Genomic DNA, 15,742 nt, shown 5'->3' with positions numbered 1-15,742 from the left:
GTATAGGGGTGGTACGGTGGGGGGTGGATAAGTTTGTGTAGCGCAGGTGGAATGTGCTGCGCTCACTGGCAGACCGTCGCGCCGGCCTGCCGGAAAGACCGGTCCGCCTCGCAAAATTCATTTGTTGGCTGAAGCCGATAGTGTAAAATGGGCATGCCTTCCTGAAAGCAACAAATCTTGAAAAAAATGGTTGTCGGAGCTCTGTCTTTATTGGCGACCTCATGCGCCTCTGTCGCGGTCGAGCCGACGACGCGCAATGCCTTATCCGATCGGGGCCTTGGCGCCGCGCCATCGCTTCCAATTTCTTCCTACATACCCGTTACCGCCACCGCGAAACTGCTCGCCGAGAAAACGCGACAGTTCATAGCGGATTATGAAGCCTGGAATGCTGCCGCCGTCGAGACGACAGGAACCAATCCATCAATGGACATCATCGACCGCGACTGGGCGGCGCTGTTGCGGCGTCACTGTGTCCCAGGTCGGACCGCCTACGGCGCAGTGATCAGCAGCGAGCCCCAGCACAGCAACGACCACGAAGTCATTCTGAACATTCAACTCAGCACTAATACCGGACAGGTTACGACATCCCACACCAACACAATCGGCTATGTCCGTTCCTACAAATATACCTTTCGGGCGATTGGTGACACTTGGTTACTCGATGACGTGGCCTTTCGCGACGACGATGGGACCTATTTCTCGCTACTCTGGATGCCGAAAAAATGACGTATCTAAATGACGCCTTGAATCGCATCATCGCGTTTGGCGCACTGCTCAGCCTGGCCCTTGGACTGTTGGTCGGTTGTGCTTCGATTGCGGGCGAACGCTACGAGGTTCGGAAAGATGGTGTGTACTGGATTTCCTATCCCGGCTCGTCGGCACATCCGAGCTTTGAAAAGCTGGAACGCAAGACAGCGGCGAACCAGGTCACTTTTGAAGCGCTGGCTTTTGCGTCCTGGGGCAAAGATGATCACCGTGGGTATTTCGAAGGTATCGCGGTAACGGGGACCGACCCGGCATCTTTTACTGCCATCAGCAATATTCTGGCGACTGATGATACAGGCGTATGGTACGGAACTGAGCCGATCGACGGCGCAGATGGCGCCACCTTCAGGCTGATCGGCCCTCAACTCGCAGTCGACAAAGCGGCCGCCTATTCCGGCGGGTCCCGATTTGTCCCATGTGACGTCGCGACCTTCCAGCCCGTTGATAGCGAAGACGGTGATTTCAGCGCGGATAGCAAATGCGTCTACTTCGCGGTGTTCAAGCTGCCCTTGCAGGACCGGGAAAGTTTCGATCTGATCGGAGCCGGTTATTCCAAGGATCGTTTCGCCGTTTATTGGCGCCAGGACCAGGTCATCGGTGCCGATGTGGCAACCTTTCGATTAGCGCCCGGAACGCGACTGGGGCGCGATAAATCCGGGTGCTGGTTAGGGACCGAGATGAAAGCCTGCTTGAAGTGATGACCGCAAGTCGCTCAGGCGGGCTTGCGGGCGTGTGATCGATATCGATCAGGATGGCGTGGTACTGGCCTCCGGGATTGGCCGCGTGGAAGCCGATCTCGGACTGGGTCAGCGCAAGGAAATCATCGCGCACGATCTGGCAGCGATCATCGGCGCTGAGCGGTGGGTCAAGCGGTTCAGGTTCCACAATTGCATCTTCGTCGTCAGGGCTTTGTCGCGATGAGCTCTACGGGCGCGATGAGGCCGGCGGAGATGTTCTTCACCAGGTTCCCGACCTTTGCCGCGGCTGTGTGCTGCATCAGCGTGTGAAGGCCGAGCGGTGGCGGACCCCCATTCGCCTGATTGGCGACGCGGACATTGCGGAAAAACTCCAAAGCGAAGTCACGGCGACTGGTTTCGTCCGACACGACAAATCCTGCGGCCTGCATGGCCGTCTTGTAGGTATCGGTATCGGCAAGGAAGCTGGTTGCGGGGCTGCCCGCCCACGGGACCGGATAGGCGAGCTCACCCGGACCTGTCCGCATGATGTCATAGATGCCGAACCGGGCGCCCGGCCTGAGCACACGGAAAACCTCTGCGAAGAGGGCGGCCTTGTCTTCGATATTCATCCCGACATGCATGATGTAGGCGCCGTCGAACATGGCGTCCGGAAAGGACATGGACAGCGCGTTTTCCTCACGCAAACTGACCCTGTCTTCGAGACCGAGCCATCCACACAGCGCCTGCCCGGCCTCGAGCTATTCGGCCGTCAGATCGATCCCCGTTACCCGCGCACCATATTGGTCGGCGGTGAACCGGGCCGCGCCGCCAAGCCCGCACCCGATGTCGAGCAGGTGCGCATCGGGGGCAATATCCAGCTGTTGAAGGAAATGGGTGCTGGCGAGGCGCCCGCCGACATGGAACTCGTCAACCGGGGCGAGATCCTCGATTGTCACGTCTGCAGGCGACTTGCCCTGGTGGGCGAGGCCGGCCTCTATCGCGCCCAGCAAGCTGCCATGCCGGTATTGATGGGCGACCTCCTGATCAATCGACATGGTCGTACTCCGGTCTGGACGTTCAGATATTGTCGGCGCTGACCATCCAGCAGGCGGACTTCATGGCGATGCGGCCGTTGGGGGTTTTGTGGTCCTGCATCAGGGAGATCAGGGCGGCTTCGACCAGCGCCTCGTCTATGCCCTGTGCAGCGAGGAGGCGGGAGAGCGGGCCGAGCTGCATCATGAATTTTGCCGTGGACTCGGTGTCGTCGCCGGGCAGGACGATCGCCTGTTCCGCCGGTTCGATCGCGACATTTTTCCATCCGGCGTCTGACAGGATGCCCGCGACGCGGTCCTTGTCCTGGAAGGCGAACGGTCCGGGGGCGGTCGGGTCGGCGGGGGCTGGCGCCTCCTTGAGGAAGGGCATCGCCGCCTTGAGGGGCGCCAGGGCCCAGTCATTACCGCTGAGGCCCTGCCAGCAGATGAAAGCTAGCCGGCCGCCCGGTTTCACAGACTGACGGATATTGGCGAAGGCGGCGGCGGGATCTTCGAAGAACATGACGCCGAAACGCGAGATGATGATGTCGGCAGGATCAGGTGCGGTGAACGCGCTGGCATCGGCCAGTTCGAACCGGGCAGCCAACTTGGCCTCAGCCGCACGGGATCGGGCGAGTTCGACCAGCGGGGCGGAGACGTCGACGCCGAGTGCACCGTGCGCCGCGCCAATTTTGGCCGCCGCGCGCAGGGTGAGTGCGCCCGCGCCACAGCCAATATCCATGACAGACTCACCGGGCTTCAGGGACGCCGCCGCGATGACCTTGTCGGCGAAGGGCGCCAGCATGGCGTCGAGCCGGTTTGACTGGTCGACCCATTTCTGGCCGGCGGGGCCGTTCCAGTATTCGACCTGGTCTGCATTGTTCATGAGCGGCGTTCCTTCGTGAGTGGAGGGGCGAGGCCTAGACCAGCGCCTCGTGCAGGAGGCTGAGCGCCTCGACAGCAAAATGGCGCATATTGGCTTCGCGGTCAGCCAAGCCGGTTTCCAGCGTGCGGGAAATTTCCTGCGGCCCGCCTGCCCCGTTGCTGGCGAGGCCGACGCATGTATGGCCGGCGGCATCACCATAGCCATTGCCGTCCGGCCCCGAGGCGCCGGTTTCGCAGAGGCCCCAGTCGGCATCGAGCTTTTCGCGGATCGTGCGTGCCAGCAGGCAGGCATAGGGCTCGGTCGAGGAGCGCATGCCATCGGGCATATCGGCCCGGCCCAGATCCATCAGGCCGCGAAAGGCCTGAGGCGTGTAAATGACGCCGCCGCCGCGATAATAGGCCGAGGCGCCGGGCACCGAGAGAAGGGCGGCGGAAATCAGCCCGCCGGACGAGGATTCAGAGACCGCGACAGTTTCCCGGCGGGCCTTGAGCAGCATCCCGATTTCAGATGCGAGGGGCAGAAGCGTTTGCATGGGCACCATCAAGCAGGTGGCGAGGCCGGGTGCAACACGGCGCGCCGCGGCAAGGCACCAAAAAGACGGTTGACTCAATTCAATAATTCCACGATATTGGAATTATGGAAACAAAAGCCGCCCTTTCGCAACTCTCCGCCCTGGCGCAGGAAAACCGCCTGGCCGTGTTCCGCCTCTTGGTAAAAGCGGGGCATGACGGCCTGCCCGCCGGCGATATTGCCAGCGCCCTGAACGTGCCGCCGAATACGCTGTCGGCGCAGTTGAACATCCTGTCCCAATCGGGACTGGTGACCGGGCAACGGCAAGGCCGGTCGATCATCTATTCTGCCAATTTCGACGCCATCAGTGGCCTGATCGTGTTCCTGATGGAGGATTGCTGTGAGGGCCGCGAAGACGTTTGCGCGCCCGTTCTGGAAATGGCCCGCTCGGCCTGTTGCTGATTTCAAACCATAGGAAAAACCCATGAAACGCCTGCATGTACACATCGCTGTTGACGACCTGGCGCAGTCTGTCGCTTTCTATTCGACCCTGTTCTCGGCTGAGCCGACCGTGGTGAAATCCGACTATGCCAAGTGGATGCTCGACGATCCGCGCGTCAACCTGGCGATCAGCCAGCGCGGCGCGGCGGCGGGCGTCGAACACCTCGGCATCCAGGTCGAGACCAGCGACGAACTGGCCGATGTCTATGCCCGCCTTGAGCGCGCCGACGCCTCGGTTCTGGAGGAAGGCGCGACGACGTGCTGTTATGCCAAGTCTGAAAAGAGCTGGGTCAACGACCCGTCCGGCGTGGCGTGGGAAGTGTTCCACACGACCGGCGACAGCGCGGTGTATGGCGGCGGACCCGAAATAGCGGACGGACGCCTTGCCGCGACACCGACCGGCATGGCGGTTGAGCGGGCCTGTCGCCCGGCACCGACGCCCGACGCCACCTCAAGCTGCTGCTAGAATCATGGGTGCATTTGAACGTTACCTGTCGGTCTGGGTCGCCGCTGCGATCGCGGCCGGCATCGGGCTGAGCCTGGTCGTGCCCGGCCTGTTCCAGACGCTGGCGGGGATGGAATATGCCAATGTGAACTTCCCGGTCGCCATCCTGATCTGGGCGATGGTGTGGCCGATGATGATCGGTGTGGACTTCTCCAGCCTTGCCCGCGTCGGCGAGAAGCCGAAGGGGCTGATCATCACGCTGGTGGTCAACTGGCTGATCAAGCCGTTCACGATGGCGGCGCTGGGCGTGCTGTTCTTCAAGCATGTGTTTGCCGGTTTCATTCCGGCGGCGGATGCCGAGGGCTATATTGCCGGGCTGATCCTGCTGGGCGCGGCGCCGTGCACGGCGATGGTGTTTGTCTGGTCGCAGCTGACCAAGGGCGATCCAAATTACACGCTGGCGCAGGTGAGCGTGAACGATGCGATCATGGTGTTCGCCTTTGCGCCGCTGGTCGCTTTCCTGCTGGGCGTGACCGACATTGCCGTGCCGTGGGAGACGCTGATCCTGTCAGTCGCGCTTTATGTCGTGATCCCGCTGATTGCGGGCATGGCGACACGCCGGATGCTGATGGCGCGCGGCGGCGAAGCAGCGGTGACGGGGTTCATGGACCGGATCAAGCTGGCCTCCGTGGTCGGGTTGCTGGCAACGGTCGTCTTGCTGTTCGGGTTCCAGGGACAGGTGATCATTGACCGGCCTTTGGTCATTGCCCTGATCGCGGTACCGATCCTGATCCAGTCCTATGCCATTTTCGCGATTGCCTATGGCGCGGCCTGGCTCTGGAAAGTGCCGCACAATGTGGCCGCGCCCTGCGCCATGATCGGGACGTCGAACTTTTTCGAACTGGCAGTTGCCGTGGCGATCAGCCTGTTTGGCCTGAATTCCGGCGCGGCGCTGGCAACCGTGGTGGGCGTGCTTGTGGAAGTGCCGGTGATGCTGTCACTGGTGGCCTTCGCCAACCGCACCCGCAACAGCTTTCCGGAACACTGAAGGATACGTCTCATGCGGATATTGTTTCTTTGTGTCGCCAATTCGGCCCGCAGCCAGATGGCCGAGGGGCTTGCACGCCGCCGCTTCGGTGACCGCGCCGAGGTGGCGAGCGCCGGATCGCAACCGACGGTTCCCAACCCGTTCGCCATTGAGGCGATGGCGGACATTGGCATTGATATCAGCGCGCACACGTCGAAACCGGTCGAGGGCATGAATGCCGCCGACTTCGATTATGTGATCACGCTTTGTGCCGAGGAAGTCTGCCCGTGGCTGCCGGGCACGACCAACCGGTTGCACTGGCCGATCGATGACCCGGCGAGCGATGATCCCAACCTGACACCTAAAGACTTCCGTACCCGGTTTGCGGCGGCGCGGGACAGAATCGATATGCGTCTCGCGATACTCGACGGCCTGCTGGATGTGCCCCCGGGACCGGATGCACAGGAGTTCCATGCGAGTATCCGGGTCAGTGACCTGCCGCGGAGTACCCGTTTCTACAGCTGGCTGCTCGGTATCTGGCCGAAGGACTGGACGCACCGGTTTGCGACATTCCTGCGCCCGGACCTGAACCTGAACTTTGTCCTGCTGGTGTCGGATGGCAAGACCCTGCACCATGACACGCTCTACCATCTGGGCATGGATGTCGGGTCGAAGGCCGGCGTGGTTGAGGCGTATGACCGTGCCCTCGGAATGGGGGCCCAAGTCTTCAAGCCGCCGCGCACGACGTGGCGAGGCACACCCCTGCACGAGCTGTGGCTGAAGGACCCCGACGGCAATCTGATCGAGATCTATGCGCGCCTCACGCAGGCCGAACTGGCCCTGATGCCTGATGACAAAAACGAAGAATATCTCGTGGAAGGAACGGAGCCCGCTCATGCGTGAATACTCTGTCACCGCGCGCAGGATCGACGCGCATGGCGGTGAAGCACGGGCCAAGGAGGCCGCCCTTACCATCGATACGGATTTGTCGGGCCGCGTGGATGCCTTCAATCCGGCCGAGCTGTTTCTCGCCTCGATCGCAGCCTGCATGCTGAAGGGCATCGAGCGGGTCACACCACTCCTCGATTTCAAGTTGCGCGGGGTCAGCATCAACTTGCACGGCGTCCGGCAGGACGCGCCGCCAAAGATCGTGTCAGTCGAATACGAGATCATCGTGGATACCGATGAATCCGACCATCGCCTCGACCTGCTTCACAAGAATATCCGCAAGTTCGGAACGATTTCCAACACGGTTGCCGACGCCGCCAATCTGACCGGCTCCATAAAACGAAAAACCTGAAACAGGCTGCCTCATATGATCGTCATTCATCACCATCCTGACTGCGGCACGTCGCGCAACGTGCTGGCGATGATCGAAGCCAGCGGCGCAAAGCCTGTCGTGATCGACTACCTGAAGACAGGCTGGACGCGGCCCCAATTGCTCGGCCTGTTCGCCGCTGCCGGACTCACCGCGCGCGAGGCGCTGCGGGAAACCAGGTCGCCTGCTGCGGAACTTGGCCTGCTGGAGCCGGGCGTCGATGACGAGACGATCCTCAGCGCGATGCTGGAGGCGCCGGTGCTGGTGAACCGCCCCATCGTCTGTTCGCCCAAAGGCGTGCGCCTGTGCCGCCCCAGCGAGGCCGTGCTCGACCTGCTGGAGACGCTGCCGCCGGGGCCGCTGCACAAGGAAGACGGCACGCTTCTGATTGATGCGGACGGGCGGCGCGTCGGCTGACGGGCGCTAGTCCAGTACGGCCTTGACCAGCGGGCCGTAGGGCGAGTTGCCGAGCATGGCCAGTTGCTGCCGGGCGGAGACGGCGTTGATCGCCTCCTGCGGCCGGGCCACCGGGTGCACCGCGCGGCGCAAGGGACGCTTGCCGGCTGGCATGGCGATGATCTCGGCAATGTTGCGCGGAATGTCCATCGGATCCGTACCGCCGCCGCCACCGCCATTGTCGTCGCCCATGGAAGCCGTCATCTGCGGATAGGCTGCGAGCAATTCTTCCGGTAGCCGGGCCTTGAGCGCGGCCGAGAGAGCGACCTGGTTTTCCCAAATGCTGGTCGGATAGCCGCCGGGCTCGATGATCGTGACTTCAATGCCCTGCGTCACGGTCTCATAGGCCAGCTGTTCGCTGAGCGCTTCGAGGGCAAACTTGGTCGGCGAATAATGCGCGTAGCCCGGGACGATGACGCGGCCGAGCTGGGACGCGATGTTGAAGACCTGCCCCCTGCCTGCGGCGCGCATGGCCGGCAGCACGGCGCGGATCATCCGCTGCGGCCCGAAGACATTGGTATCGAAGATATGCTGCGTGGCGTCCATGTCCTGGACTTCGATCGGCCCCGCATAGGCAATGCCCGCATTATTGATCAGGACATCGACCGCGCCACCCGCAACGCTGAGCGCCTCGGCGACGCCAGCCGCGACCTGTTCATCCGAGGTGACGTCGATTTCAATCACGGTAATGTCGAGATTGTCGCTGGCCGCGAGGGCGATCAATTCGTCCGCCTCCGGACGCGGCAGGTTGCGCATGGTGGCAAACACTTTTGCGCCAAGGCGGGCATAATGTTCTGCGCCGAGACGGCCAAAGCCCGACGAACAGCCGGTGATCAGGATCGACTTGCCGGTGAGGTCCGGCGCGGAGGCATCGGCTTCGGCCTGCGCCTGCGTTGCACCAGCGGCGAAGGCGGTTGCAGCGAGGCCAGCGCCCATCATCAGGTGGCGTCGGTTGAGTTCCAGTGTGTTCGGCATGAGCGGCTCCCGTGTTTTCGGCATCGTAACAGCGCGCGACCTGCAGGTCACGTCAAGGCGTTGGCGAAATCGTCGCCGATCAGTCGTCGAACCCGATAAAGGTCGCCGCTTCATCGACGGATTTACGCGTCGAGACAACGGCGTTGGCGGGGAAGCTGTCATCGGGCCAGCCCATGGCGACGCAGGTCTGGATGACCTGGTCGTCAGGGATTTGCGCGTATTCGCGCACGACCGGCGACTGCATGATGCCCTGCGAGTTGATCACGCAGCCGAGGCCTTTCGACCAGGCCGCATTGACGAGGCAGTTGACCACGCCGCCGCAATCGAATGGCGCGACATCGCTGCCCTGAATCGACTTGTCATAGGTGATGACAATGGAGACCGGCGCGTCGAACTGACGGAAGCCGCGCATCACCCAGTCCATCCGCGCTTCCTTGTCGTGGCGCTCGATGCCCATGGCCTCGAACAGCTGGATCGCGATGCCGATCTGGCGCTCGCGGTGAACGCCGGCATAGTCCGGGCCGAGGCGGAACTCGCGCGAGTGCGGCACGCCAGCGAGATTGCGTTCGACATTGCCTGCGCGGATCTTGTCGAGCACATCGCCGGCAACAACATAGAAGTTCCATGGCTGGGTGTTCAGCGAGGTGGGCGCACGGATGGCCATTTCCAGCACTTCGCGGATCAGTGCCTGTGGCACGGGTTTCTTCTGGTAGCCGCGTATGCTGCGCCGGCCCATGACCACGTCCTTGAATTCCACTGGTGAACCTCCTCAAAATGTTTGGTTGCGCGCGTTTAAACATGTTCACGCGATATACTGAACCGGTTGTGTGCGGGCCGCGCTTGCCTGCCAACCCTGTCGTAGCGGCAGGTGGACGCATTCCGGTCGACAGGGCGCGGCGGCGTCAATAGGCTTGGGCCATGATCAAGCTCAGTTTCTGCCTTCGCCGCCTGCCCCATCTCAGCCGGGAGGACTTCCAGACCTATTGGCGCGAGCAGCATGCGCCGCTGGTGGCGAAACATGCCAAGACGCTGGGCATATTGCGATACGTGCAGGTGCATGCAGGGCACGACGCGCTCAATGCAGGCATCGCCGCGTCACGCGGGGCACCGGACGCCTATGACGGCGTGGCCGAACTATGGTTCGAAAGCGCAGACGCGATGGCGGCGAATACGAGCGAGGCGGCGGCGAAAGCCGGCGCGGAACTGCTCGCGGACGAGAAGAAATTCATCGATCTTGCGAACTCGCCGCTCTGGTTCGGCGACGAGAACGTGGTTGTGGGCTAACGCGCGTTCGTTCCGAGCGCCTGCGCCACGTCTTCCAGCAGGTCTGCCACATCTTCCAGCCCCACCGATAGGCGCACCAACCCGTCGCTGATGCCGTGGGCCTGGCGCTCTTCGGGACTGTAGGTCGAATGGGTCATGCTGGCGGGGTGCTGGATCAGGGTTTCGGCGTCACCGAGGCTGACGGCGCGGGTGATGAGCTGCAGGCGATTCATCATCGCTATGCCCGCATCGTAACCGCCTTCGAGCTCGAACGCGATCATGCCGCCGAAGCCGGGCATCTGGCGTTTGGCAAGCTCGTGCTGCGGGTGGCTCGGCAGGCCCGGATAGTAAACGGCGGCAATGCCGGGCTGGGCCTCAAGCCATTCGGCGACCTTGAGGCCACTCTCGCAATGACGGGCCATGCGCAGCTGCAGCGTCTTCAGGCCGCGCATCACCAGCATGGCGTTGAACGGCGCCATGACGGACCCGGTCATGTCCTTGACGCCGACCATGCGGATCTCGTGGATCGCTTCGGCCGGGCCGCAAACCACGCCAGCGACAAGGTCGCCATGGCCGCCAAGGTATTTGGTGGCCGAGTGAAGCACGAAATCCGCGCCGAGGCTGACGGGCCGGGTGAGCATGGGCGAGGCATAGGTATTGTCGACCACAACGAGGGCACCCGCGGCATGGGCGATGTCAGACACGGCGCGGATGTCGACGAGGCGCATGTTGGGGTTAGCGGGGGTTTCGAAATAGACGATGCGGGTTGTGTCGCTGATCGCAGCTTTCAGGTGCTCCGGATCACTGAGGTCGACATGGGTAATCTTGACGCCGAAGCGGGCGAGGCCGTCGCGCATGAAGGAGAAGGTGCAGCCATAGAGCGTCTTGTCGGTGATCACCTCGTCGCCGGGTTTGAGCAGTGTCCACATCGTCGCCGAGATGGCGCCCATGCCGGACGCCGTGCAGAGGCCGGCTTCGGCGCCCTCGAGGCTGGCGATGCGGTATTCGAGCAGCGCAACCGTGGGGTTGGAAATGCGCGAATAGATGTGACCCTCGGCTTCGCCTGCAAACAGGGCGCCGCCCTGCTCGGCCGTCTCGAAGGCAAAGGTGGAGGTGAGATGCAGCGGCGGGGTCAGTGCGTTGGCATTGTCCGCCGGATTGTAACCGTGGTGGATGGCGCGGGTGGCAAAGCCAAGCGGGCGCGAGGAATCATAGGCCATGGGCGTATCTCCTGTGTTTGCGCCAGTATAGCACAGACCGCCCAGCAGGTTTCGCCTATTCCTGCCTGAAAAACATTGCAAATTGGCAGATTCTGCCAATAGAGTGCGGTATGGATGCAACTGATGCCAAGATTCTGAGCGCGCTGCAGCGTGACGGCCGCCTGACGAACCAGGAATTGTCGACCCTCGTCGGCCTGTCGCCCTCGCCCTGCCTGCGCCGCGTGCGCAACCTGGAGGCTGCCGGGGTGATCACGGGCTATACGGCGCTGGTGGACGAGAAGGCCTGCGGGTTCCCGATCACGGGCTTCGTGCGTATCCGCCTGATCAATCATTCCGATGAGACGGTGCGGCGCTTCGAGGAGCGGATCGCGGAAACCGCCGCGGTGATTGACTGCTACCTGATGACCGGCAGCGAGGATTACCAGTTGCGCATCGTGGCCCGCAGCCTGGATGATTATGAACAACTGGTGCGCCAGACGATCCAGAAAATACCCGGCATTGCCTCAATCGAGACCAGTTTCGCTTATGGCGTGGTAAAACAGTCGCGCAGCTTGCCAATGGCGCCTGAAAAGCGGTGATAGTCCGCAGGCCCTGACCTGCTATAGGAATTGCATGACCGATACGTCGACCCCTGCCCCCAAAGCGCCCAGCCTTGTCGAGACACGCAGCCCATCAAAACGGCGGCCCGGGCGCTGGCGGATTTCCAATATTATCGACGGGCGTGCACTGCGGGTGAAGCTGACGGCGGCAGCCCAGAACAATCTCGGCGACCCGCAGGTGGCCCGGAAGGTTGCTATCGACCATTTGCACGCGGCCCTGTTTCGCGGGCGCATGATCGCGCAGGAACGCCTGCAGCAGGGCGCGGACGGGCTGGATACGGCGCGCCTCCTGTGCGCGGTGCAGGATGAAGTCATCCATGCACTGTATGACTATACGACCACGCACGTCATTCGCGCCCGCAACCCCACCGAGGCCGAGCGGATCGCGATTGTCGCCACGGGCGGCTATGGACGCGGCGTGATGGCGCCGTCGTCGGATACCGACCTCCTGTTCCTGCGCGCCTACAAGGCCAGCCCGCACACCGAGAGCGTGATCGAATACATGCTCTACGCGATGTGGGACATGGGCCTGAAAGTCGGCCATGCGTTCCGCACGCCGAACGAGTGCGTGAAACTGGCCGCCGAAGACGTGACGATCAAGACATCGATGCTGGACACCCGGTTCATCTGTGGTGACGAAGTGCTGGCCACCGACATGTTCGAGCTGTTCCAGAAGGAGGCCGTGAAGGGCAAGGACGCCCAGTTCATTGCCAACAAGCTGGCCGAGCGCGACGCGCGCCATGCCCGGCACGGCGATGCACGCTATGTCGTCGAGCCGAACCTGAAAGAAGGCAAGGGCGGCCTGCGCGACCTGCAGACGCTCTACTGGATCACCAAGCACATATATGGCGGCACGACGCTGGAAGACGTGATGCGCAATGGTCCGTTTACCGACCATGAATACGCAGTCTTCATCCGGGCCGCGAAATTCCTCTGGACGGTGCGCTGCCACCTGCACTTCGTGACCGGACGGCCTGAAGAGCGTCTCGGCTTCGACCTGCAGCCCGAGATCGCCTCGCGCATGGGTTATCGCGACCGCGGCGAACAGCAGGGCGTCGAGCGTTTCATGAAGCGCTATTTCCTGATCGCCAAGGATGTGGGTGGCCTGACGCGGATTCTCGCAGCGAAACTGGAAGCCGACCACAAGAAAAAGCCCGAGGGCCTGCGCCGCTTCCTGCCGGTCCGCGCGCCCCAGGCGCTGGCGGAGACGGGCTTCACGCTCGACAATGGCCGCATCAACGTGACCAGCGAAGACGTGATGGAAACCGACCCGCTGAACATGCTGCGCCTGTTCACGATCGCACGACGCGAAGGCAAGGATATCCATCCGGACGCGCTGACGGCGCTGACGCGTAACCTGCGCGGCATCAACGAGTCAGTTCGCGAGCAGCCCGAAGCAAGGCGACTGGTTCTGGAAGCCATCATGGGTGGCGACCGCCCGGGACAGGTGCTGCGCTGGATGAACGAGTCCGACCTGCTTGGCCGGTTGATACCGGAATTCGGCGGCATCGTGGCCCAGACCCAATTCAACATGTATCATCACTATACGGTGGATGAGCACACCATTCGCGCGGTCGCCCACATTTCCGACATGGAACACGGGCGCCGCGACCGGGTCGCGCTGGTCTCCGAACTGTTCCCGCTGCTGGAAAACCGCCGGGCATTGTACCTGGCCATGCTGTTGCATGACACCGGCAAGGGCAAAGGCGACCAGCAGATCGAGGGCGCGAAGACATCGACCCGGGCGTGCGAACGCCTAGGCCTGCCGCAAGCCGAAACCGAACTCGTCGCCTGGTTGGTGGGACACCACCTGGAAATGAGCGAAACGGCCCAGAAGCGGGACATTTCCGATCCGCGCACGGTGGCACAATTCGCCGAACTCGTCGGGTCTCTGGAACGGCTGCGCCTGCTCTACATTCTCACCGTGGCCGACATCAAGGCCGTCGGGCCGGCCGTATGGAACGCCTGGAAGGGCCAGTTGCTGGCCGATCTCTACAATAATACATCGGCGGCGCTGCGCGGCGGACGCACGGACGAAGCCGGCGTGCACGCCGAGCTTGAAGCGCGCGCCGAACGCCGCCGCAAGGCACTGGTCGACGAGATCGGCAGCGTGCCGACGATCATGCTGGAGATGGAAACGGCCTACTGGACGGGCTTCGATCCCGATGACCTGGCCTGGCAGGCAAGCGTGTTGACCGACAATGACGACACGGTCGCGCACAGGTATCTCGCCGATGGCGGCGCGGTCGCCATCATCGTATCCGGCGCCGACCGGACCGGCCTGTTCGCCGACCTCGCCGGCACCCTCGCGCGGCTCGGCGCGAACGTGGTCTCGGCGCAGGTCTTCACCAGCAAGAGTGGCCGGATCGTCGATATTTTCATGCTGCAGGACAATAACAAGGCGGCTTTCGCGGCAGGCGATGCGCCGCGCATGGAGCGACTGGAAGCGGCGATGCGGGACGCGCTGGCGGGCAACCCGATCACGGGCGACGTCAAGACACGCGCCGGGCGCCGCGAGGCGGCCTTCCTCGTCCAGCCCTCGGTGCAAATCCGCGACGACCTCTCGGCGGAATATACCGTCATCGACGTTGGCGGACGCGACAGGCCGGGCCTGCTGCACGAAGTTGCCGACGTGCTGGCCGACATGAAGCTGTCGATCCATTCGGCACATGTCGGATCGTATGGCGAACGCGTGTTCGATGCCTTCTACGTCCAGAATGCAAAAGGCCAGAAATTGGGCACAAAAGCGCGCAAGGATTCACTGAAAGACCGTCTTCTCGCCGTTCTTGGGCGCGAAGAACTGGATGCGCCGCATACGCCGGCCCGGAAACTGAAACGGTCCCGCGCCGTGGACAGTTTCTGAGAATTCATCGAAGGAATCCCGCATGAGCGTCGCGCGCAACACACTCGTGCAATCTTCCCTCACGCTGGCAAGCCGTGTTCTGGGCATGGTGCGCGACATCCTGCTGGTTGCGCGCATCGGCGCCGGACCGATTGGCGACGCCTGGGCGACCGCGCAGCAATTCCCGAACCTGTTCCGCCGCATCTTTGCCGAGGGCGCCTTTGCCTCGGCCTTCGTGCCCACCTATGCCCGCACGCTGGAAGCCGAGGGCGCGGAAGCCGCCCGCGTAGTGGCCCAGGAAGCGATGCGGGTGCTGTTCGCGGCCACGGCGGCCCTGACCATTCTTGCGCAGGTTTTCATGCCCTGGGTGCTGTTGCTGATCCATGGCGGCCAGGCCGACGATACGGTCCACTACAATCTTGCGGTCTTCCTGACGCGCATCACCATGCCCTATCTCACCTTCATGGCGCTCGGCGCCCTCCTGTCGGGCGTCCTGAATTCGTCGGAGCGATTCATCCTGTCGGCGGGCGTCCCGACAATCCTGAACCTCTGCCTCATACCGGCGGCCTTTGTGAGCACCGACCCGGTGATCACGGCCAAGGCCGCCTCGATTGCCTATTTCGTGGCCGGCATGCTGCAGGCCGGTGCGCTCTGGTGGGGGGTCAGCCGCCAGAAGGTCCATCTCAGCCTGATCGGCTGGCCCCGCCTGACGCCGGCCGTGCGCAAGGTGATGCTGCTGGCCCTGCCCGGCACGATTGCCGCCAGCGGCACCCAGATCAACATCATCGTCAGCCAGTCGCTGGCCAGTTTCGAGGTCGGCGCCAAGAGTTGGCTCTATGCGGCCGACCGACTCTACCAGTTGCCGCTCGGACTGGTCGGCGTGGCGGTCGGCATTGCAATCCTGCCGCGCCTGTCGCGGGCCGCGCGTGCATTGGACGATGACTCCAGCCGCGCAACCATGGACGAAGGCATCGGCCTCGCCATGGCGTTGACCCTGCCGGCGGCGGCGGCCCTGATGCTGGCCCCGGTTTTCCTGATCGACGCCTTTTTCGTGCGCGGCGCCTTCCTGGCCGACGATGCCTTCCAGTCCGGCAGTGCATTGTTCCACTTTGCCTGGGGCGTGCCGGCCTTCGTGCTGATCAAGGTGCTGGCGCCGGCCTATTTCGCCCGCGAGGATACCAGGACCCCGATGCGCTACGCTTTGGTGTCGGTCTTCGTCAACACGGC

The 15,742-nt window shown here is 63.0% G+C and carries 20 protein-coding genes; 13 read left to right on the top strand and 7 right to left on the bottom strand.

Annotated elements, in window-relative coordinates:
- The first annotated feature begins 177 nt into the window (after nt 1–177).
- Genes AADA04_RS14220 through AADA04_RS14210 form a run of 3 tightly spaced genes read left to right on the top strand, consistent with a single transcriptional unit; the run spans nt 178 to nt 1,686 of the window.
- Nucleotides 178–726 carry a hypothetical protein gene (locus AADA04_RS14220; RefSeq protein ID WP_340693937.1) on the top strand — a complete coding sequence of 183 codons (549 nt, stop codon included), beginning with the start codon at nt 178–180 and terminating at the stop codon, nt 724–726.
- Complete coding sequence (locus AADA04_RS14215; protein ID WP_340693936.1) at nt 723–1,463, top strand: DKNYY domain-containing protein; 741 nt, start codon at nt 723–725, stop codon at nt 1,461–1,463. Before AADA04_RS14220 ends, AADA04_RS14215 begins: the two co-directional genes overlap by 4 nt.
- A gap of 34 nt (nt 1,464–1,497) precedes the next feature.
- Entirely contained in the window at nt 1,498–1,686 is a 189-nt protein-coding gene (locus AADA04_RS14210) for a hypothetical protein (protein ID WP_340693935.1), read from the top strand.
- Here the strand turns inward: AADA04_RS14210 and AADA04_RS14205 are convergent.
- The 4 genes from AADA04_RS14205 to AADA04_RS14190 are packed head-to-tail and all read right to left on the bottom strand — an operon-like array spanning nt 1,667 to nt 3,891.
- A complete protein-coding gene (locus AADA04_RS14205) occupies nt 1,667–2,146 on the bottom strand; it encodes a methyltransferase domain-containing protein (protein ID WP_340693934.1) in 480 nt (159 codons plus the stop codon). The genes AADA04_RS14210 and AADA04_RS14205 overlap by 20 nt on opposite strands.
- Nucleotides 2,147–2,200: 54 nt before the next feature.
- Nucleotides 2,201–2,497: a class I SAM-dependent methyltransferase gene (locus tag AADA04_RS14200; protein WP_340693933.1), complete on the bottom strand. Its 297-nt coding sequence runs from the start codon at nt 2,495–2,497 to the stop codon at nt 2,201–2,203.
- Nucleotides 2,498–2,519: 22 nt separating this feature from the next.
- Entirely contained in the window at nt 2,520–3,359 is an 840-nt protein-coding gene (locus AADA04_RS14195) for a class I SAM-dependent methyltransferase (protein WP_340693932.1), read from the bottom strand.
- A gap of 34 nt (nt 3,360–3,393) precedes the next feature.
- Complete coding sequence (locus AADA04_RS14190; RefSeq protein WP_340693931.1) at nt 3,394–3,891, bottom strand: CinA family protein; 498 nt, start codon at nt 3,889–3,891, stop codon at nt 3,394–3,396.
- Nucleotides 3,892–3,995: 104 nt separating this feature from the next.
- Here AADA04_RS14190 and AADA04_RS14185 point away from each other — a divergent pair, with 104 nt between their 5' ends.
- The 6 genes from AADA04_RS14185 to AADA04_RS14160 are packed head-to-tail and all read left to right on the top strand — an operon-like array spanning nt 3,996 to nt 7,577.
- Entirely contained in the window at nt 3,996–4,331 is a 336-nt protein-coding gene (locus AADA04_RS14185) for a metalloregulator ArsR/SmtB family transcription factor (protein WP_340693930.1), read from the top strand.
- 22 nt (nt 4,332–4,353) lie between these two features.
- Nucleotides 4,354–4,836 carry an ArsI/CadI family heavy metal resistance metalloenzyme gene (locus tag AADA04_RS14180; RefSeq protein WP_340693929.1) on the top strand — a complete coding sequence of 161 codons (483 nt, stop codon included), beginning with the start codon at nt 4,354–4,356 and terminating at the stop codon, nt 4,834–4,836.
- A 4-nt stretch (nt 4,837–4,840) separates the two neighbouring features.
- Nucleotides 4,841–5,863, top strand: coding sequence for an ACR3 family arsenite efflux transporter (gene arsB / locus AADA04_RS14175; protein WP_340693928.1), 1,023 nt, complete (start codon nt 4,841–4,843; stop codon nt 5,861–5,863).
- A gap of 12 nt (nt 5,864–5,875) precedes the next feature.
- Entirely contained in the window at nt 5,876–6,745 is an 870-nt protein-coding gene (locus AADA04_RS14170) for a VOC family protein (RefSeq protein WP_340693927.1), read from the top strand.
- Entirely contained in the window at nt 6,738–7,142 is a 405-nt protein-coding gene (locus tag AADA04_RS14165; RefSeq protein WP_340693926.1) for an OsmC family protein, read from the top strand. Before AADA04_RS14170 ends, AADA04_RS14165 begins: the two co-directional genes overlap by 8 nt.
- A gap of 15 nt (nt 7,143–7,157) precedes the next feature.
- The gene (locus AADA04_RS14160) at nt 7,158–7,577 is read left to right on the top strand and encodes an arsenate reductase family protein (protein WP_340693925.1); all 420 of its coding nucleotides are present in this window, start codon (nt 7,158–7,160) and stop codon (nt 7,575–7,577) included.
- Nucleotides 7,578–7,583: 6 nt separating this feature from the next.
- On the opposite strand, the gene AADA04_RS14155 is transcribed toward AADA04_RS14160, so the two are convergent.
- Both AADA04_RS14155 and AADA04_RS14150 read right to left on the bottom strand, forming a co-directional pair.
- Nucleotides 7,584–8,591 (bottom strand): SDR family oxidoreductase, encoded by a 1,008-nt coding sequence (locus AADA04_RS14155; protein WP_340693924.1) that lies wholly within the window; start codon nt 8,589–8,591, stop codon nt 7,584–7,586.
- Between the two features lie 79 nt (nt 8,592–8,670).
- Nucleotides 8,671–9,348 (bottom strand): nitroreductase, encoded by a 678-nt coding sequence (locus AADA04_RS14150; RefSeq protein WP_340693923.1) that lies wholly within the window; start codon nt 9,346–9,348, stop codon nt 8,671–8,673.
- 161 nt (nt 9,349–9,509) lie between these two features.
- Here AADA04_RS14150 and AADA04_RS14145 point away from each other — a divergent pair, with 161 nt between their 5' ends.
- The gene (locus AADA04_RS14145; RefSeq protein ID WP_340693922.1) at nt 9,510–9,875 is read left to right on the top strand and encodes an EthD domain-containing protein; all 366 of its coding nucleotides are present in this window, start codon (nt 9,510–9,512) and stop codon (nt 9,873–9,875) included.
- On the opposite strand, the gene AADA04_RS14140 is transcribed toward AADA04_RS14145, so the two are convergent.
- Entirely contained in the window at nt 9,872–11,074 is a 1,203-nt protein-coding gene (locus AADA04_RS14140; protein WP_340693921.1) for a methionine gamma-lyase, read from the bottom strand. The genes AADA04_RS14145 and AADA04_RS14140 overlap by 4 nt on opposite strands.
- A gap of 110 nt (nt 11,075–11,184) precedes the next feature.
- Between AADA04_RS14140 and AADA04_RS14135 the strand changes: the two genes are divergently transcribed.
- From AADA04_RS14135 to murJ, 3 genes are all read left to right on the top strand, one after another.
- Entirely contained in the window at nt 11,185–11,652 is a 468-nt protein-coding gene (locus AADA04_RS14135; RefSeq protein WP_340693920.1) for an Lrp/AsnC family transcriptional regulator, read from the top strand.
- Nucleotides 11,653–11,686: 34 nt separating this feature from the next.
- Nucleotides 11,687–14,536, top strand: a complete 2,850-nt coding sequence (locus AADA04_RS14130; protein ID WP_340693919.1) for a [protein-PII] uridylyltransferase — start codon at nt 11,687–11,689, stop codon at nt 14,534–14,536.
- A gap of 22 nt (nt 14,537–14,558) precedes the next feature.
- On the top strand, nt 14,559–15,742 hold a 1,184-nt coding region (gene murJ, locus AADA04_RS14125), incomplete at its 3' end, for a murein biosynthesis integral membrane protein MurJ (protein ID WP_340693918.1).

It is taken from the genome of Hyphomonas sp. (assembly GCF_037969335.1).
In the GTDB taxonomy this organism is placed as follows: domain Bacteria; phylum Pseudomonadota; class Alphaproteobacteria; order Caulobacterales; family Hyphomonadaceae; genus Hyphomonas.
The sequence above is the reverse complement of the archived record's forward strand: the minus strand, read 5'-3'. Positions and strand labels throughout refer to the sequence as shown.